The 18,576-nt window shown below is 64.3% G+C and carries 20 protein-coding genes and 1 tRNA gene; 7 read left to right on the forward strand and 14 right to left on the reverse strand.

All coding sequences use genetic code 11. The annotated features are described in order from the left end of the window. Positions 1–59: 59 nt before the first annotated feature. From rplA to V3C33_13335, 5 genes are all read right to left on the reverse strand, one after another. The gene (gene rplA, locus V3C33_13315) at positions 60–767 is read right to left on the reverse strand and encodes a 50S ribosomal protein L1 (GenBank protein XAS66469.1); all 708 of its coding nucleotides are present in this window, start codon (positions 765–767) and stop codon (positions 60–62) included. A 127-nt stretch (positions 768–894) separates the two neighbouring features. Next, positions 895–1,326: a 50S ribosomal protein L11 gene (rplK, locus tag V3C33_13320; GenBank protein XAS66470.1), complete on the reverse strand. Its 432-nt coding sequence runs from the start codon at positions 1,324–1,326 to the stop codon at positions 895–897. Between the two features lie 130 nt (positions 1,327–1,456). After that, positions 1,457–2,359: a transcription termination/antitermination protein NusG gene (nusG, locus tag V3C33_13325; protein XAS66471.1), complete on the reverse strand. Its 903-nt coding sequence runs from the start codon at positions 2,357–2,359 to the stop codon at positions 1,457–1,459. A gap of 116 nt (positions 2,360–2,475) precedes the next feature. Then, complete coding sequence (gene secE, locus V3C33_13330) at positions 2,476–2,760, reverse strand: preprotein translocase subunit SecE (protein XAS66472.1); 285 nt, start codon at positions 2,758–2,760, stop codon at positions 2,476–2,478. An 81-nt stretch (positions 2,761–2,841) separates the two neighbouring features. Then, positions 2,842–2,914 (reverse strand) — tRNA-Trp (locus V3C33_13335). A gap of 277 nt (positions 2,915–3,191) precedes the next feature. Between V3C33_13335 and V3C33_13340 the strand changes: the two genes are divergently transcribed. Further along, complete coding sequence (locus V3C33_13340) at positions 3,192–4,409, forward strand: pyridoxal phosphate-dependent aminotransferase (protein ID XAS66473.1); 1,218 nt, start codon at positions 3,192–3,194, stop codon at positions 4,407–4,409. 70 nt (positions 4,410–4,479) lie between these two features. Here V3C33_13340 and V3C33_13345 read toward each other — a convergent pair whose 3' ends face one another. After that, on the reverse strand, positions 4,480–5,169 hold the full coding sequence (locus V3C33_13345) for a response regulator transcription factor (protein ID XAS66474.1): 690 nt from the start codon (positions 5,167–5,169) through the stop codon (positions 4,480–4,482). After that, positions 5,166–6,683, reverse strand: coding sequence for a PspC domain-containing protein (locus tag V3C33_13350; protein XAS66475.1), 1,518 nt, complete (start codon positions 6,681–6,683; stop codon positions 5,166–5,168). Before V3C33_13350 ends, V3C33_13345 begins: the two co-directional genes overlap by 4 nt. A 125-nt stretch (positions 6,684–6,808) precedes the next feature. Between V3C33_13350 and V3C33_13355 the strand changes: the two genes are divergently transcribed. From V3C33_13355 to V3C33_13375, 5 genes are all read left to right on the forward strand, one after another. After that, on the forward strand, positions 6,809–8,455 hold the full coding sequence (locus V3C33_13355) for a PspC domain-containing protein (protein ID XAS66476.1): 1,647 nt from the start codon (positions 6,809–6,811) through the stop codon (positions 8,453–8,455). A 1-nt stretch (position 8,456) separates the two neighbouring features. Further along, complete coding sequence (locus V3C33_13360; GenBank protein ID XAS66477.1) at positions 8,457–8,753, forward strand: hypothetical protein; 297 nt, start codon at positions 8,457–8,459, stop codon at positions 8,751–8,753. Between the two features lie 3 nt (positions 8,754–8,756). After that, positions 8,757–9,014, forward strand: coding sequence for a PspC domain-containing protein (locus V3C33_13365; protein XAS66478.1), 258 nt, complete (start codon positions 8,757–8,759; stop codon positions 9,012–9,014). A 258-nt stretch (positions 9,015–9,272) separates the two neighbouring features. Further along, positions 9,273–10,298, forward strand: coding sequence for an ATP-dependent 6-phosphofructokinase (locus V3C33_13370; GenBank protein XAS66479.1), 1,026 nt, complete (start codon positions 9,273–9,275; stop codon positions 10,296–10,298). A 95-nt stretch (positions 10,299–10,393) separates the two neighbouring features. Then, the gene (locus V3C33_13375; GenBank protein ID XAS66480.1) at positions 10,394–11,158 is read left to right on the forward strand and encodes a GNAT family N-acetyltransferase; all 765 of its coding nucleotides are present in this window, start codon (positions 10,394–10,396) and stop codon (positions 11,156–11,158) included. A 51-nt stretch (positions 11,159–11,209) separates the two neighbouring features. On the opposite strand, the gene V3C33_13380 is transcribed toward V3C33_13375, so the two are convergent. The 7 genes from V3C33_13380 to V3C33_13410 all read right to left on the reverse strand — a co-directional run bounded on the left by V3C33_13380 (position 11,210) and on the right by V3C33_13410 (position 17,280). Next, complete coding sequence (locus tag V3C33_13380; GenBank protein ID XAS66481.1) at positions 11,210–12,730, reverse strand: DHA2 family efflux MFS transporter permease subunit; 1,521 nt, start codon at positions 12,728–12,730, stop codon at positions 11,210–11,212. A gap of 67 nt (positions 12,731–12,797) precedes the next feature. Beyond that, positions 12,798–13,373: a PadR family transcriptional regulator gene (locus tag V3C33_13385; GenBank protein ID XAS66482.1), complete on the reverse strand. Its 576-nt coding sequence runs from the start codon at positions 13,371–13,373 to the stop codon at positions 12,798–12,800. A 92-nt stretch (positions 13,374–13,465) separates the two neighbouring features. Next, a complete protein-coding gene (locus V3C33_13390; protein ID XAS66483.1) occupies positions 13,466–13,873 on the reverse strand; it encodes an ankyrin repeat domain-containing protein in 408 nt (135 codons plus the stop codon). After that, entirely contained in the window at positions 13,873–14,955 is a 1,083-nt protein-coding gene (locus V3C33_13395) for a glycine cleavage T C-terminal barrel domain-containing protein (GenBank protein XAS66484.1), read from the reverse strand. The genes V3C33_13390 and V3C33_13395 overlap by 1 nt, the downstream gene beginning before the upstream one ends. 22 nt (positions 14,956–14,977) lie before the next feature. Next, complete coding sequence (locus V3C33_13400) at positions 14,978–15,700, reverse strand: flavodoxin family protein (protein ID XAS66485.1); 723 nt, start codon at positions 15,698–15,700, stop codon at positions 14,978–14,980. Positions 15,701–15,748: 48 nt separating this feature from the next. Continuing rightward, positions 15,749–16,363, reverse strand: a complete 615-nt coding sequence (locus tag V3C33_13405; protein ID XAS66486.1) for an FABP family protein — start codon at positions 16,361–16,363, stop codon at positions 15,749–15,751. Positions 16,364–16,545: 182 nt separating this feature from the next. Next, complete coding sequence (locus tag V3C33_13410; GenBank protein XAS69739.1) at positions 16,546–17,280, reverse strand: permease; 735 nt, start codon at positions 17,278–17,280, stop codon at positions 16,546–16,548. A 385-nt stretch (positions 17,281–17,665) separates the two neighbouring features. Between V3C33_13410 and V3C33_13415 the strand changes: the two genes are divergently transcribed. Next, the gene (locus V3C33_13415) at positions 17,666–18,364 is read left to right on the forward strand and encodes a response regulator transcription factor (GenBank protein ID XAS66487.1); all 699 of its coding nucleotides are present in this window, start codon (positions 17,666–17,668) and stop codon (positions 18,362–18,364) included. The last annotated feature ends 212 nt before the right edge of the window (positions 18,365–18,576 follow it).

The raw sequence follows: 18,576 nt of genomic DNA on the forward strand, positions 1-18,576 counted from the left end.
GAGAAGCCGGGCGGTTCTTTGCTGCAGTCCGGACAAGTCCGGAAGCGGATCCTGGAGGATTAGACCTCGGTCAGAACCTTGGTGACGTTGGGGTCGACGGCAATGCCGGGGCCGAACGTGGTAGCCACGGTGGCCTTCTGGATGTAGCGGCCCTTGGAAGCGGACGGCTTCAGACGAAGCACCTCTTCCAGGGCAGCTGCGTAGTTCTCGGCCAGCTTGATGGCGTCGAAGGAAACCTTACCGATGATGAAGTGAAGGTTGGAGTGCTTGTCGACGCGGAAGTCGATCTTGCCACCCTTGATTTCATTGACAGCCTTGGCGACATCTGCGGTCACGGTGCCGGTCTTCGGATTGGGCATCAGGTTACGCGGACCCAGGACCTTACCGAGGCGGCCAACCTTGCCCATGAGGTCAGGGGTGGCAACGGCGGAGTCGAAGTCGGTCCAGCCGGCCGCGATCTTTTCGATCAGGTCATCGGAACCGACGAAGTCGGCGCCGGCAGCGATTGCTGCTTCAGCCTTGTCGCCCGTTGCGAAAACCAGGACCCGGGCAACTTTACCGGTGCCGTGCGGCAGGATAACGGTGCCACGGACCATCTGGTCGGCCTTGCGAGGGTCAACGCCCAGGCGGAAAGCGACCTCAACGGTTGCGTCGAACTTGGACGGGTTGCTGTCCTTGGCCAGCGTCACTGCCTCGAACGGCGCGTAGAACTTCTCCGCGTCGATCTTGGCGACGGCTGCCTCATATGCTTTGCTGCGCTTTGCCATGCTGCTTATTTCTCCTTGTGCAGTTGTGGTCTGCGGACCGCGCGGGGCCCTGCCACAGTTGGTGATCCGGCGTGGATTACCAACATTTCAATGTTTCAGTGGTGCCGGTTGCCCGGCGGTGAGGGAATTACCCTTCGACGGTGATACCCATGGAACGGGCGGTGCCGGCGATGATCTTAGCGGCGCCTTCAAGGCTCGTGGCGTTGAGGTCTTCCATCTTGGTGGTGGCGATCTCGTTGACCTGGGCCCGGGTCAGCTTTGCAACCTTGACGGTGTGCGGAGTGGGTGAACCCTTGGCAACGCCTGCAGCCTTTTTGATGAGCTCTGCAGCCGGCGGGGTCTTGGTGATGAACGTGAATGAACGGTCTTCGTAAACCGTGATCTCCACGGGGATAACGTTGCCGCGCTGGGCTTCTGTGGCAGCGTTGTACGCCTTGCAGAATTCCATGATGTTGACACCGTGCTGGCCAAGCGCAGGACCGATCGGCGGGGCCGGGTTAGCGGCACCTGCCTGGATCTGCAGCTTGATGAGGCCGGTGACCTTCTTCTTGGGAGCCAATGTAGGGTCCTTCTCTCAATTACGTCCTGGGACACAGGAGCGTGCCTCAGGTTTTTGACCGCCATGGCGAGGCGGCCGGCCGCTCCGGAGCTGCTAAGCCGGCAGTTTCGGAGCGAAATCTCGGGTGGAGCTAGATCTTGGTGACCTGGTTGAACGCCAGGGTGACGGGGGTTTCGCGTTCGAAGATGGAAACCAGCACCACGAGGGTCTGGGAATCCACCTTGATCTCGGAAATCGTGGCGGGGAGCGTCTCGAACGGACCTTCCTTGACGATGACGGATTCGCCAACCTCAAAGTCAACGTCAACCGGTACGGCAGCGTGCTTTACGGGCTTGCCCTTTTCTGCCTGCTCTTCTTCGAAGATCGGGGCGAGCATGGAGAAGACCTCGTCCAGACGCAGCGGAGACGGGTTGTGGGCGTTGCCGACGAATCCGGTGACACCGGGAGTGTGGCGGACGGCGCCCCAGGAGGCGTCGGTCAGGTCCATACGGACCAGGACGTAACCCGGGATGCGTACGCGGTTGATGACCTTGCGCTGAGCGTTCTTGATCTCAACGACTTCTTCCATCGGTACCTGGATTTCGAAGATGTAATCTTCCATGTCCAGGGTCTGGATGCGGGTCTCAAGGTTGGCCTTTACGCGGTTCTCATAGCCAGCGTAGGAATGGATAACGTACCAGTCCCCCTCCTGGCGGCGCAGCTTTCCTTTGAATTCCTCAGCCGGATCCACTTCAGCAGCAGCAGCCGCAGCCGCAAGTGCGTCTGAAGCCTCATCGGCCGGCTCTTCTTCAGAGTCATCGGCGTCGGAATCATCGGCGTCGACAGCCTGTGCGTCGGCGTCGGAAGCGGCATCTTCAGCTACGTCAGCGGCTTCAACGGCGTCGTCGGCGGTGCCGGCATCGTCGGCCTCGGCGGAATCGGGCGCAGCAGACTCAACCTCAGACTCTTCCCCGGCTCCTGCCGTGGCGGCTGCCGTGCTGTCCGTGGACCCTTCCAGCTCAGTCTCGGTTACCTCGAGCTCCTGCTCAGACACTTGGTCTCCTGCTTCCTCATTGCCTAACATGCCTATTTAAATGGCTCAATTCCGCACACCCCGCGGATTCCCTCCGGATAGCCGGAAGATCCCACGCAGTCTGCGGACCGATCGCCCTAGCGGTCCGTGGCGCCTGTACCGCCGAAGACCCAGCTCACTCCGGTCCCGAAGGCCAGGTCCAGCAGGGTGACGATGACCATCATGATGACCACGAATACCAGCACCACGAGCGTGTAGTTGATCAGTTCCTTGCGGGTTGGTGCGACAACCTTCTTCAGTTCGCCGATTACCTGGCGAATGAAGAGTGCAATTCGAGCGAAGAAGCCTGCCTTGGCGGGATTCTTTGCGGGGCGGCCCTTAGAGCTGCTGGCAGCTGTTTCGGTCACCTGGTCCTCACTCATCTTTGCAATGTCGGATTACCCGGTTCTGATCTGAACCATGGTTGCTGCGCTGGTTCCGGCATTTCACCGGAACAGCTTGCGCAGGGCAGACAGGACTCGAACCTGCAACCTGCGGTTTTGGAGACCGCTGCGCTACCAATTGCGCCACTACCCTATGGATCGAAAACGATTCAGGCCGCATTTCACCCGGTCTTCACCGAGGCGCACGCCATCATCGTGTTTTCAACACCGGAGAACCAGTCTACGCAACAACTTCGCGTACGTCGAACCAGCCTCATTCCGGACCGCCCTGTCACCTGCGGAAAACCATGCCCTGACCTGCAGTCACAATTACCCGCCTGCACCGCGAACGATCCGCTGAACAGCATAGAGTAGATCACGTCGAATCCCACCATTCAGCCTCCGGGCTGCAAGCGAAGAACGGACCCGCCATGTCTGCCGCCCGCGTTTCCCAGCGCATATCCGCCATTGCCGAATCCGCTACCCTGGCCGTTGATGCCAAGGCGAAGGCACTGAAAGCGGCCGGCCGGCCCGTTATCGGCTTCGGCGCAGGTGAACCGGACTTCCCCACCCCGGACTACATTGTGCAGGCAGCTATTGAAGCCGCAAGCCAGCCGAAATACCACCGTTACTCCCCCGCCGGCGGGCTTCCTGAGCTCAAGAAGGCCATTGCGGAGAAGACATTCCGCGATTCCGGCTACCGGGCCGACGCAAACCAGGTTCTGGTGACCAACGGCGGCAAGCAGGCCGTCTACAACACTTTTGCCACCCTCCTTGACCCGGGCGATGAAGTCATCGTCCCCACGCCGTTCTGGACCACCTACCCGGAAGCCATCCGGCTTGCCGGCGGCGTTCCCGTTGAGGTCTTCGCCGGCCCTGAACAGGGATACCTGGTCACCGTGGAGCAGTTGGAAGCTGCCGTCACTGACCGCACCAAGATCCTGCTGTTCGTTTCGCCGTCCAACCCCACGGGCGCCGTGTACTCTCCGGAGCAGGTGGCCGGGATCGGCAAGTGGGCAGCTGCCAAGGGCTTGTGGGTCGTCACGGACGAAATCTACGAGCACCTGACATACGACGGTGTCCCGTTCACGTCGATCGCCACCGCCACCCCTGAACTGGGCGACAAAGTGGTGATCCTCAACGGTGTGGCCAAAACCTACGCCATGACGGGCTGGCGCGTGGGATGGATGATCGGACCGGCTGACGTCATCAAGGCGGCCACCAACCTGCAGTCGCACGCCACGTCCAACGTTTCGAACATCCCGCAGGTCGCCGCCCTGGCCGCGGTGTCCGGGCCGCTCACCGCCGTAGATGAAATGAAGGTTGCCTTCGACCGCCGCCGCAAGGCCATAGTCGCCGGACTCAACGCGATTGACGGCGTCGAATGCCCGACGCCGAAGGGTGCCTTTTACGTCTACGCGGACGTCCGCGCTCTGCTGGGTAAGGAATTCGGAACCGCCAACGGTCCGGTCCGTCCCTCGACGTCCGCTGAACTCGCAACGCTGATCCTGGACGAGGCGGAGGTCGCCGTGGTCCCGGGCGAAGCCTTCGGTCCTTCCGGCTACCTGCGCCTCTCCTACGCCCTCGGCGACGAAGACCTTGCCACCGGTGTTGCGCGGCTGCAGGAGTTCCTGGGCCAGGCCAAGTAGGAACGCTCCCGGGCTTTCGCAGCTGGATAACAAACCCTCCCTCACGTAGTGAGGGAGGGTTTGTGTCTTCCTAGAGGAGGCGCCGCTCGGCCGCCCACTTGGTGAGTTCGTGGCGGCTGGACAGCTGGAGCTTCCGCAGCACAGCCGAAACGTGCGTTTCCACGGTCTTGATGGAAATGAACAGCTCCTTGGCCACTTCCTTGTAGCTGTAGCCGCGGGCAATCAGCCGCATGACCTCGAGCTCGCGGGCTGAGAGCCGGTCCAGTTCATCGTCCGCGATATCCGCAGGCGCGGTGCCGAAAGCATCCAGCACAAAGCCGGCCAGCCGCGGTGAGAACACTGCGTCTCCCCCGGCTACCCGGAACACGGCGTCGGTGATTTCCGCGCCGGAAATGGTCTTGGTGACATAGCCGCGGGCGCCGGCACGGATGACGGCCACCACGTCCTCGGCGGCGTCGGAGACACTCAGGGCAAGGAACTTGGTGGTGGCCAGCATGTCCGCCGAGCCGGCTATGACCTCGCGGCCGCCACCGCCCAGCCCGCCCGGCAAATGGACATCAAGCAGCACCACTTCAGGCTTGGTCCGGGCAATCACGACAATGGCCTGTTCCACCGTTCCGGCTTCGCCCACCACCACGATGCTGGAATCCAGGTCCGCCTTCAGCCCGGAACGGAAGATGGCGTGGTCGTCCACAATCACCACCCTGACGGTGTGCTCCGGACCCCCTTTGGGTGATCCGCTGCTGACTGGACTGCTCATGGCTTGCTCTCTCCGTTTTCGGTTGCTGCGGGCAGCCCCAGACGCACTTCCGTGCCGTCCGGACTGCTGCTGATGTCTGCCGTGCCGCCATGGCGCTTCATCCGGCCGATGATCGACTCCCTGACTCCCAGCCTGTCCTCGGGCACCGTCCGGGGATCAAAACCCGGGCCTCGGTCCTTCACAAAAACGTCCGCGCCGCCGTCGGAAATCTCCAGATACACGGAAACCGTGCCCCCGCCGTGGCGGGCAGCGTTCAGCATTGCCTCGCGACTGGCCTGGACCAGGGCCTCATGGCGTTCAGTCATGGCCGTATCGCCGACGGTGACCACCTCCACGGCGAGGCCCAGGTCATCCTCCAGTTCAGCGGCGACCGCCTTGATCCGGTCCGACAGCTGGCCGGCGTCCTTACCCGGATCCCGGTAGAGCCAGCCGCGAAGTTCCCGCTCCTGCGCTCTGGCCAAGCGGACAACATCATGCTCATTGGCGGCACGCCGCTGGATGATGGCGAGGGTCTGCAGCACCGAATCGTGCAGGTGTGCTGCGATTTCTGCCCGTTCGGTTTCCCGGACGCGGCCGGCACGCTCGGTCTCGAGGTCGCGCCAGAACTTCAGTCCCCACGGCAGCAGCACCAGCGCCACACCGCCCAGGACCGCCACCGAGGCGAGCAGCGCCAGCCAGGTCTGCTCCCACGATCCGGACCCGGACACCATCACCAGGACACCGGCCACGACGAGGGCCAGTCCGGCTGCGAGCCGTGCCCAGCCGCCGGCCTGATCGGCCTTGGTCTTGTCCACCAGGCCTGCCCTGCGCGTTTCATCCAGCTGCATCCAGGCGATGGCCGCGCCGCCAAGGATCGCGGCTGCCGGGATCAGGGTACCGAGCGGGACATCAACACCAAGGAGCTGGGCGATGAGGATGCCGCCTGCCAGCAACAGACCCGCCCCGAGCAGGATCTCCTTGCCGTAGCGCATGCTGCGGAACCTGAACCAGGCTTGGCCGGGCGGCGCCTCGGGCGTTGAAGCCGCCCGGGGCTGCCCGTCGGCCGCGATTCCCCCCGAAGGGGTGAAGCCATCGGCTGGCCGGAAACCACCTGTTGCGTACCCACCGGCGGGTACGAATCCGCCATCCGGCTGTGCCGGTGAGGACGCCGGAGGCGCTGCCCCGGCGGACGCGGCCGCAGCGCCGCCGTCGGGGTACCACAAAAGCGGAGGCGCCAGTGCTGGCGGAAGGGCTCCGGGGGGAGGCCCTCCACGGGGTGGAGTGCTGACGGCGGGAGCAATGGGGGAGGCCGGCCGTCGGGCGTTGCGCCTGGCGCTTTCGTCCGCGGTGGGCACCATGATCCACAGCCATGCGTAGAAGGCCACGCCTGCCCCGCCGGCGAGCGCGGCCACGGCCATGCCGATCCGCACCTGCTTCACCGGCCAGCCGAGATGCGCAGCAAGGCCGGCACAGACCCCGGCAATGATGCGGTCGCTGCTGCGGACCAGCGGCGGGCGGGCCAGAGCAGTTGTCATGGTTCCATCCAAACACGGATCATGGTTCCCCGGACCGTTTTTCCGCCTGAACCGGGGGTAAGTCAGGGGTAGCTCAGGGTGTTCCCCAGTAGAGGAGGACCCCCTGCGAACGGCAGTATCGAAGTATGAACTCGCAGAACCCGGCCCCCGATGAAGGGCAACAGTCCACCAACCGTCCCGGCGCCGACCCCGCCGCGGAGCCAGCCGCCGAATCAGCAGCTGAAACGGCTGGCGAATCCGCCACCGGTCCGGCTGCTGAATCAGCAGCTGAGCCGGCCTCAGATTCCGCTGGCGACTCCAATTCCGAACGGGAACCGCAGCCGCACACGGAGCCACTCATGCCGCCTCCGCTCTACCCCCCGCAGGACCAGCCGTACCCGCAGTCTTCGGGCTACCAGGCATCCGGTGACCGGTTCCCCGGCTACCCGGCACCCGGCTCCAAGCCGCAGAACCAGCCGCAGGAATTCTTCGGCTGGATCCGCAGTCACGGTATCCAGCGCGGCCGCGACCGGTGGATCGGCGGTGTTTCCAGCGGAATCGCCCACCGCATGGGGGTCGACCCGCTGATTGTCCGCGGCATCTTCATCGTCCTGACACTCTTCGCAGGCATCGGCGTCCTGCTGTACGGCCTGGGGTGGGCTTTGCTCCCCGAACCTGACGGCCGGATCCATGCCCAGGAGGCAGGCGCCGGCCGCTGGTCCACCGGCATGACCGGGGCGCTGATCACGAGCGTCATCGGCCTCACCGGATTGGGCGGCGGAGTCTGGGGATGGGGCCGTGGAGGCTTCGCAGGCTTCTTCTGGACCGTCTTCTGGGTAGGCGGCCTCATCTACCTCGCCTACTTCCTGACCCAGCGCAACAAGAACCGGAACGGAGCTGCTCCCATGAGCGCACGCCCACCGTCCGGCAGCAACGCAGCATTCGCTGCCACCGCTCCCCTCACGGATTACGACGGCGGCGCCCACAACGGCGGGTACGCCGCCTACGGTTCATACGCGGCTGATACCTACACACCCGGGGCACATCCGTCCTCGGGTGCGGACGCCGCGTCCGGCTCCGCCCGGCAGTCCGGCCCCTACCCGCCGTTCAGCGGCGGGTCCGGGAATGTGCCGCCGCGCGGGCCTGCCCGTATACCGAAGATCCGGCCCGGCGGACCAGGAGCTCCGGCAGTAGCGGTCGCCACAGGCGCAGCGCTCCTGGCGGGCGGCGGCATCAAGGCCCTTGACGCCGGCAATGTGATCGATCTGGGGAACTCCGTCAACGCAATTGTGTGGGCGAGCGGCGCGGCCGTTCTTGGCCTTGGCATCCTGATCGCGGGTATCAAAGGCAGAACCTCGGGAATCCTTGGGTTCTTCGCGGTGGTCGCCCTGATCATCGGCGGTATTTTCAACGTGGTCCCCACCGGCGACCGGTTCCGCGTCCAGGCCGTGGACTGGAATCCGGTCACCGTACAGCAGGCCCGCGATGGCTTCGACGCCACGGGAAGCAACGGCACCGTCAACCTGACAAAACTGGACCTGGGCGCCCCGCTGGGCTCCGACGTCGTAATTCCCCTGGACATCACCGCGAGCAACGTAACGGTGATCATTCCGGATACCGTTCCGGTGGAGATCCGGGCCGACATGACCTTGGGAAACCTCAACGAGGGCGGCGAGCGCCGGGGCGGGACCACAACCAGGCAGAGCAGCTACAACACAGAGAAGCCCGGAGCCAAGCTGATCGTCCGGATCGACGGCACCTTCAGCAACATCACCATCCAGGAAGGAAACTGACATGAGCAGCTTTGACCCGACCCCCGAACCGTCCACCATGCCGGAACCCTCGCAGGCTCCCGCCCCAGCATCCGCAAACGGCGGGCACCCTTCATCAGCCCGGGTGGGCACCATCGTCTGGGGTCTGGTGGTCCTGGCTTTGGCTGCACTGATCATCATTGCCCGGCTCGGCCTCGTGGCGCTGAACGGAACCTATGTGCTGATCGGCCTGATGATCGGCGCCGGCCTGGCGCTGGTGGCGGGCGGACTGCTGTCAGCCCGCGGACGTGACAAACAAACAACAACAGGGAAGTCTTGAACCATGGATAAATTCTTCAGCGTTGTCAGGGGCTTCGGCCTGAAACGAGGTCCTCAGCGTTGGCTGGGCGGAGTGTGCGGCGGAATCGCGGACAGGCTGAACGTGGATGTCGCGTTCGTACGGGTTGCATTTCTGCTGTTCTGCCTCCTGCCCGGCCCGGCGGTCGTCTTCTACATCGCCGCCTGGCTGGTTCTCCCGGATCAGAAAAACGCCATTGCCCTCCAGTCCTTCCTGGACAAGCGGTCAGGCAACGGCTCCTGACCGGCAGGATCACAGGCACCAACGGGTTCATGTGCCCCTGCTCTCCGGAGCAGGGGCACTCCTGTTAACCCGGCCGTCCAGCAAAAGGTACCGGATGCCGAACGGTGCCGGAATTGCCCCACGAGGGCAGCGGCCATTGCCATGCAACAGGGGCTGCTGTAACCGTTTGTGTCCTGCCCCACACTGGCCAGTACAATCTAGGTGAGCTCAGCGTGGTGCTCTGCCTGTATACCTTCAACCAGGATTTGAGCCAGAAAAATGAAAATTGGAATCCTCACCAGCGGCGGCGACTGTCCCGGACTGAACGCGGTGATCCGCGGCGCAGTCCTCAAGGGCATCGCCATTCACGGGCACCAATTCGTGGGTTTCCTGGATGGCTGGCGCGGAGTGGTTGAAGGCGACATCATCGACATTCCCCGCACCATGGTCCGCGGTATTGCCAAGCAGGGCGGCACCATTCTGGGCACGTCACGCACCAACCCGTTCGAGAACGGTGGCGGCCCCGAGGTCATCAAGGCGCACATGGACCGCCTGGGCATCGACGCCATTATCGCGATAGGCGGCGAAGGAACCCTTGCTGCGGCCAAGCGGCTCACGGATGCAGGCCTGAAGATCGTCGGAGTCCCCAAGACCGTGGACAACGACCTCGACGCCACGGACTACACCTTCGGGTTCGACACGGCGGTCCAGATTGCCACCGAGGCAATCGACCGGCTCCGCACCACCGGCGAATCGCACCACCGCTGCATGATCGCCGAGGTCATGGGCCGCCACGTGGGCTGGATCGCCCTCCACGCCGGCATGGCGGCGGGGGCCCACGCCATCCTCATTCCGGAGCAGAGCGTGAGCATCGAGCAGATCACCGAATGGGTCCAGGAAGCCCACGACCGCGGCCGCGCCCCTCTGGTGGTTGTTGCCGAAGGCTTTGTGCCGGGCCACATGGATTCCGCGCACTCTGAGCGCGGACTGGATACCTTCGGCCGTCCCCGCCTGGGCGGAATCGCCGACCAGCTGGCGACGGAGCTCGAAGCCCGTACCGGGATAGAAACGCGTGCCACCATTTTGGGCCACATCCAGCGCGGCGGCGTTCCCTCGGCCTTTGACCGCGTGCTGGCAACCCGACTGGGAATGGCGGCAATCGACTCCGTGGTCGAAGAGCGCTGGGGAACCATGGTCTCGCTCCATGGCACGGACATCGCGCACGTCGGATTCGAAGAGGCCCTTGGCAAACTCAAGACCGTGCCGCAGCACCGCTACGACGAAGCCGCGGTTCTCTTCGGCTAGGCGCTGTTTTCCCGGCCCTCTTACACAGCCGATTGGACGCCCTTGCGCAGGCTGTCGTCCCTGTTGGCGGCGTGTCCGGTCGGTAGGCTGGTGGCATGACACTCGAGCCTGGTTCCGTCGCCATCATCCAGCTCGCATGGGCCAGGCACCTGGGGCTCGACGACGGCGCGTTCGCCGCCGCCTGGTCCGCCAGCTCAGAAGCGGGTACGGGCGCCGGTTCTGACGGCGTGGCCGGGACAGCCAACCGCATCACCCGCGCAGACGAATCCGCCCGCACGGTGCAGTTCGTCCGGCTCTTCGGCAGCTCCGCACTGGTGGGACCGCAATGGGCGCTGGACGCCGCCGTCGGAATTTCGGATGAGGAGCTGGCCCAGCACGTCACGCTGCTGACGCTCACCCGCTCCCATGGCGGGCATGGTCTCGGCGCCGCCGCACTGTTCTTCGCCGATGACCTGCCGCTGCGCCAGCCTTCCGGGGAGCTGTCCGTCTCGCACGGAAACCCGGAAGCAATCGAGCTCGAGGGGCTGTGCCCGCCGGACGATGTCAACGAAGTTGGCTTGTCAGACCTCGAAAACCGCTACACCATCATCCATGATGAGGATGGCCGGCGGGTCCCTGTGGCCTGCGGCGCCTACACAGAGTGGGAAGGGATCCTGGCGCACCTGGGTGTTCTGGTGGATCCTGAGTGGCGGCGCCGCGGAGTAGGGTCTCTGGCAGCATCGATCGCCGCACATGAGGCCCTGGCCGCAGGGCTGACCCTGCAATGGCGCACCGACGTCAGCAACAAAGGCGCGCTGGCCACCGCACGCAGCCTGGGTTTTGTGACCGGCGGCATCCAGACCAGCGTGTTGCTGGGCTGATCCGGTGCCGGCGGCCGGAGACCAAACAACCGGAAGCCGCAGTGACGCCGGTCAGTGCTGCTTTGCTTCAGCGCCCCGCTCGGATGGCTCGGATTGGACGCCGGGTTCGCCCCAGCCCTGAACAGGCTTCGGCTTTGCGAAGAACAGCGCCACCGCTGCGCCGAGCACAACAACAGCCGCCGGCAGCATGATTGACTGGCCCATCGCCGTCGAGAATCCCTCGTGGAGGGCCTCCGGCAATGTGCCGGAGAACGCCATGGGGCTGGCCCCACCGCTGGCACCCGGAGCCTTGGAAAGTTCCTCGGCCAGGCGTGCCTGCATCAGCACGGCGATCGCCGCACTTCCCAGGACGGCACCGATCTGCCGGGTTGTGTTGTAGACGCCGGAGCCGGCACCTGCCTGCCGGGGCGGGAGGTTGCGTGTGGCCGTTGAGCTCAGCGGCGCCCAGATGCCGGCGTTCGCGAAGCCCAGCACAGCGCTCGGCAGAAGGAACAGGAGGATGGGCGTGTCCGGGTGCATCAGGGCCGAGTTCCAGAACAGCGCCACGGCCATCAGGACAAGGCCGCCGGCGGTGATGTATTTCGGATTGACGCGGTCGATGATCCTGCCCACCACCGGCGCCAGCCCGCCCGAGATAAGGGCCATCGGGACCATCATGAGGGCCGACTGGGTGGGGGTCATGCCCCGGACCAGCTGGTAGTAGAAAATCAGTGGCAGTCCGAATGACGTCACGGTGAAGCCCACAGTGGTGATGCCGATGTTGGCGAGCGAAAAGTTACGGTCCCGGAAAAGACCCAGCGGCAGGAGCGGTTCGCCCTTGTTGAAGCGTTGCCAGACGACGAAAGCCGCCAGCACAACGATTCCGGCGATGATCAGCCCCCACACCGAGACGGGGCCGGCGATGGTGCCCCACCGGTACGTTTCGCCCTCCTGGATGCCGAACACCAGCAGGAAAAGCCCGACGGCGCTGAGCACCACCCCGGGGATGTCGAACTTGTGCGGGTGCTTCGTGAGGGACGGCACCAGCCGCCACGCGAGGACAAAGCCCGCAATGCCGATGGGAATGTTGATGAAGAAGATCCATTCCCAGCCCAGGCTGTCCACCAGCACGCCACCCAGAATCGGGCCCACCAGGGTGGCAACGCCGGCTGTGGCACCCCACAGGCCCATGGCGGCGCCCCGCCGGTCGGGCGGAAAGATCCGGGTGATGACGGCCATGGTCTGCGGTGTCATCATGGCGGCACCGAGGCCCTGGAAAACGCGCGCCGTGATGAGTGTCTGGACATCCCCGGACAGCCCGCACCACAGCGAGGCAAGCGTGAAGACCACCAGGCCTGAGAGGTACAGGTTTTTGGGGCCGAACCGGTCGCCGAGCCTGCCGGTGATAAGCAGCGGCACTGCGTAAGCCAGCAGATAGGCGCTGGTCACCCAGATCACCGCATTGATGTCCGCGTTCAGCCCCTTCATGATGCTTGGATTGGCCACGGATACGATGGTGGTGTCGATCAGGATCATAAAGAAGCCGATCACGAGGGACCAGAGTGCCGGCCATGGCCTGGCTACGTTTTCCATGGTTTTCCTTTGAACGCTTGGATTCCGGGCTGCGGAGATGTTCTGCAGAGATGTTGTGCGGGGCGGGCTACCACGGCAGCTCCCCCGAACTGATCTGTTCCTGGAAGTTGCGGATCCAGCGGATCTCGGACCCCAGCATGGTCTGCTGGAACTGGAGATCGATCCAGTACTTCCGGTCAATCTTCTTGTCAGTGACAATTTCTTCGCCGCGGAGCAGCAGATCAAGCTGCTCCTGCAGCCCTGCGAGCCGCCGGTCCAGGAGTTCAATCACGACGCCGGCCGGAAGGTGATGCGCTTCGGCGACGGCAAGGGGGAACGCAGGGTACTCATAGGCAGCTGTTGCGAGCATGTCCTGCAGCCGCTGGGTGAGTGCCTCCCGCCCGGCTTTGGAAATCCGGTACGTGGTGCGTTCCGGACGGTTGCCTGTGCGGTCCGTGCCCACGGATTCCACCAGGCCCTGCTCCTCGAGCCGGCCCACGGCGTGGTAGAGCGTTCCGGGCCGCACCTTGACCAGCCGGTCCTCATGCCTGGCAATGAGGAGCTGGTACATCTCGTAAGGATGCATCGGCTCTTCAACCAGCAGCGAGAGCGCGGCGACACCAAGCGGTGTCAAAGGCGCAGCTCGGGTTGTGGCAGTGGGCATCGCGGTGCATCCTCCTGGTCGATTATTCCACTACAACTATTCCACGTGGAATAAAGGGGCGCAAGTGAGCGGCGTCGTTGCGGGGGAAAATCCTAGCCGAACAGCGCCTGGATCTCGGTGCGGGCAAACATTTCTGCCGTCGCACGGGCCGACGGATTGCCGGCATCGGGATCGGCGCCCGCATCCAGCAGCGCCCTGGCAACGTCCGTGTAGCCCTTGAAGACCGCGCCGGCCAGCGGAGTCTGGCCGCGGTCGTTGGCCGCGTTGGCGGAGCCGCCGTGCTTCAGGATCAGCTGCACCGTCTCGGCATGGCCGTGATAGGCCGCGAGCATCAGCAGTGAATCACCGGCGGCGTTGGTCATGGTGCCCGGCGCCCCGGCATTGAGGTAGCTGCGGAGCAGCTCGGTGCCGCCGTCGCGGGCCGCCTGGAAAAGCGTCTCTGCGAGAGCAAGTGTTTCGTCGTCGGGCGCAGCGCCATCCGGCGCTGTATCTTCACTCATCAGCGGGTCCCCCTCAGGAATCCGGTCTGGCGGCCCACCACCTGGCCGGCGTCGGGCGCAACGATTATTTCCTGGGCGGCGGTGTAGGGCTCGTCACCGTCCATGATGGTCAGTATTTCATCCGGGGCAACGGACCGTTTGATGACGGCCAGTGCCACAGGACCCATCTCGTAGTGCTGCGCCACGGAAGTGACGACACCCACCTTGCGCTCCCCCAGCAGGACCTCGCTTCCTGCCTCGGGCATGGTGTGCTGGGAGCCGTCGAGCTGCAGGAAGACGAGCCGGCGCGGCGGATGGCCCAGATTGTGCACGCGGGCCACGGTTTCCTGGCCTTTGTAGCAGCCCTTGGACAGATGGACGGCGGTCCGCAGGAGATCGAGTTCGTGCGGAATGGTTTTGTCGTCCGTCTCGGCGCCCAGCCGGGGGCGCCACGCGGCAATGCGCAGCGCCTCGGCGGCCCAGATGCCGGCCAGCGGCCGTTCTCCCAGCGTCGCTTCGAGGTCCGCAACAGGAACCAGGTACTCAAACCACGGGCGCTCCAGCCCCGGATGGGCATCCTCGTCCACCACGGTGTAGGCGTAACCGCCGGCGCCGATGTGAGGCCAGGGGTCCTCCCACACCTGCAGGGCAGACCATTCCTCCACCGCCCTGGTCAACCCGAGAACTGCCCAGTCTGCCGAGACGTCGGCAACCTCAACGCGCAGCGTGAACTTCATTTTGGTGAGCCACTCAGCCAGCGGCCCCGCCTCGGCGGCCTCGACAATCAGCCAGGTGGTCCCGCCGTCGTCCACTACCCGCGCGTCAAACTCGATGCGTCCCTGGACGCTGAGCAGCAGGAGCTCGGTGGACTGACCGGCCAACAGACCCGTGACCTGCTGCGAAGACAGCGTGTTCAGCCAGCTCAGGCGGTCCGGTCCGGTGACGGTGACAACACCGCGATGGGAGAGATCAACGACGGCGGTGCCGGCGGCCAGCGCACGCTGCTCACGCAGCGGCTCGCCGTAGTGGGACGCGACGCCGGAATCCGCGCCGCCGGCCTCGACGGCGCCCGGGCGCGACAGCAGAGGGCTCTTGATAGTCATATGAAGGGAACGTCCTAAGGGGTCAGCGGTATTCCGGATTTTCGAAGTCGAACCGTGTTCCGGCCTTCCATTCCTCAGGAAGGTTGCCGTACGCGGGGATTCCGCCGGAGTCTTTGAGCATGCGCGCGAAATGAAGCAGGTTCCACGTCATGAATGTTGTGTTGCGGTTGGTGAAGTCGGTCTCCGGCCCGCCGGAACCGACGTCCAGGTAGCTCGGGCCGGGGCCAACTGCGCCGATCCAGCCGGCGTCGGCCTGTGGCGGAATGGTGAAGCCGACGTGCTGCAGGCTGTAGAGAACGTTCATGGCGCAATGCTTGATGCCGTCCTCGTTGCCTGTAATGAGGCAGCCGCCCACCTTCGGGTAGAACGCCCACTGCCCCTTGTCATTGAGCTGGCCGGAGTGGGCGTAGAGCCGCTCGATCAGTTTTTTGGTCTGGGATGAGTTGTCGCCGAGCCAGATGGGACCGGCGACCACCACAATGTCTGCTTCCTGGACTGCGGGGTACAGCTCGGGCCATTCATCGGTCTCCCAGCCGTGCTCCCGCATATCCGGGTAGACACCGCCGGCAATATCGTGGTCCACGGTTCTGATCACGCGAGTGGTGACACCCCGTTTTTCCATGATCAGCCGGCTGATATTGATCAGGCCTTCGGTATTGCTGGTCTCCGGCGACTTCTTGAGGGTGCCGTTGAAAAAGACAGCCTTGAGATCGCTGTAGTCCTTGGCGGGCTGTGGATCGTTCACCGTGTTGCTCCCTGCATTCGCTATGGACAACGGAATATTCAGTGAGACCTAGCTTACTTTCTTCAGGAACGCCGAGGCGTGGGCCTCAAGCCCGTTGCCAGGCCCAGCGGCACCGCCGGCAGCCACATCCCAGCGCCACAGCAGATTGCCGTCCACCAGCCCGAAGATCCGGGTGGCGGCGCTGTAGTCCTTGGCGTGGCTTCCGCGCATCACCATGTCGGTGCTGAGCTGGATCTGCGGGCCCTTGATCTGGCCGTAATACAGCTCGGAAATACCGCCGGGGTGGGCGATGGAGACGGAGATGTCGAACCCGTCTTCGGCATTGCGGAGCGCCTCCACCTCATCAGCGCTCTTCAACGCCGGGACGATGTCCGCGGGGATCAGGCCGGGGCCGCCGTCGGCATCAAGCTGCTTGCGGTCAAGTGCCCAAAAACCGGTCTCGACGGTGAGCGGCCGCAGGCGCGTGCCGTCGTCGTCAGTCAGCCAGCTTTCCGCGCGGTACTGCAAGTACGCCAGACCGTTGTGCGTGAACGCAACGTGCTGGAAAAAGTGCCCTGAGTCCTCGTCGCCCGTGCCGAGCCGGCCACGGCCCTCCCACTCACCAATGAGCCAGGACAGCGGGACGAGTTCGGGAGTCAGATCTGTGGGAATCTCAATCGGCACAGCAATTACCTCAGGAAACGGCTAGCTAGGGACTGGGGCGCCAAGGGCTGCTTACTTCTGACCCTTGAACAGGCGGTACACCACAAAGCCGGCGAACCAGGCCATGGACAGGCTGGCAATGCCGAGCAGGACGAGGAAGAAAATCTCAAATGCAAGTACGGACATGGTGCCATCCTAACGCTTTAGAAGATGAGTAGTTTGTCTATGAAGTACGCGAGTGAACCCACGGCCGAAACGGGTGCCAGACCCATGCTAACTGCGGCCGGGAAATTCAGTGGGCCGCCGCGGAGTGTCACCAGGCGGCGGAAGCAGACCAGCACCGCGCCCACCACCACGCCGAACACGGCTGCCGGCATCACGGCAATGTCCGAGAAAACCAGCCCGGCGAGTGGGCCCGCCAGCCCGGCAAGAACTATTCCCAGCGGCGCCACGATCCGGTCCGGCCAACGGATCAGGCCCGCCAGGAGGGCAACGGCGGCGCTGACACCGGCAACAACCAGCATCTCCCTGACACCATTGAAACGGGCACCGGCAATCCAGCCGGCACCAAGGCAGGACAGCAACACGCCTGCGCAGCAGCCCAGCGTGGACTCCAGCCGCTGCGCCTGGCCCGTGCCGCGGACCAGCTGGACCACAAACACCGCCATGACGCCTATGGCGATAAAAGCCGGAGTCCAGTTCAGGAATCCGGGTGCCGGAACATAGCTGGCGGCCAGAGCGGAGCCTGCGCCCGGGAGCCCGATTACCGCAGCGAGGGTTTTCTTTGCGGGAATCGCCAGGTAGTGCGGCCAGCCGATCCCGACTGCCAGCGCCACGAACACGGCGACGGCTAGCAACACGTCAGGAGAACGGTAAACACTGGCAGTGATGGCAGCCAGGCCGGCCAGGCCGATCACCCCTATGCTCCACGACTTCATTGCACCCGGTGCCCGGAGGTCCGTATTCATTTCCGACCCGGCCATAACCTGCTCAACTTCGACTCTGCACTCAACTTCGCTTCGTCCTCATCCTGGCGGTGCGCTTGATAGCGCCTGGGTGCGCTTGGTGGCAGGGCATCCGGCCCTGACGGTTCAATCCTGCCCTATGTGACCCGCATATGTCGCAAAACCGGCACGCAGCGCCCGTTGATCAGTGTCTGTTAAGGGCCTGTTAGGTATACTCAGAGCTCAGCTACGCTTCCAGCAACGGGTGCCAGGCCGGGTTGTATTCTCCATGGCCCTAACCGTTGCAGGCAGCCAGCACCGGCCGGTGAAAGCCCGGTTCAGACGCCCAACGATGCGCGGACGGCCCCTTGGAGGAACAATGTCGCACATCCTGCTACTGACGAACAGCACCGGATCATCGGTGGATATTCTGCCTGCCTTGGAGCTTCTGAACCACCGCGTCCATATTCTTGCTGCCGAGCCCACGGCACTCCTCGATACAGACCCCTGCGACATCGTCCTCCTTGACGCCCGCAAGGATCTGGTGGGGGCCCGTTCCCTGACCCAGCTGCTGAAGGCCACCGGGCTGAGTGCTCCGCTGATGCTGATCCTGACCGAAGGCGGCATGGCCGCAGTATCCTCGGCCTGGGCCGTTGATGACATCGTGCTCGAATCCGCAGGCCCTGCAGAGGTGGAGGCCCGGATCCGGCTGGCCGTGGCAAGGGCGGTCCCTGACAAAGAGGACGCTCCCACCGAAATCCGCGCCGCCGGCGTCGTGATTGATGAAGCCAGCTATACGGCCCGTGTCAACGGGGCGCCGCTGAACCTCACGTTCAAGGAGTTCGAGCTCCTGAAGTACCTGGCGCAGCATCCGGGCCGCGTGTTTACCCGGCAGCAGCTGCTGACCGAGGTCTGGGGGTACGACTACTACGGCGGCACCCGCACCGTGGACGTCCACGTCCGCCGGCTCCGCGCCAAGCTCGGCGCGGACCACGAAAACCTCATCAGCACCGTACGCAACGTCGGCTACCGGCTGACCCTGGTGCGGCAGCAGGAAGACGAGCTGACTGAAGCCTGAAGACTTCTGCGGCACCAGTGACGCCAAGACGAAAGCAGCCCCGGACTTTTCAGTCCGGGGCTGCTTTTCTGTGCTTTCTGAATTGTGGAGGACATACGGGTCGAACGTATCGAGGCCACCCCAGTGGTGGATCCCCCTCGCAAACGGCTTCGGAAAGCCGGATGAGATAACGACTATACGTGCCAGCGGCCGGCTTCATCAAATCCACCCCA

The sequence above is a fragment of the Micrococcaceae bacterium Sec5.7 genome (assembly GCA_039636785.1).
In the GTDB taxonomy this organism is placed as follows: domain Bacteria; phylum Actinomycetota; class Actinomycetes; order Actinomycetales; family Micrococcaceae; genus Arthrobacter.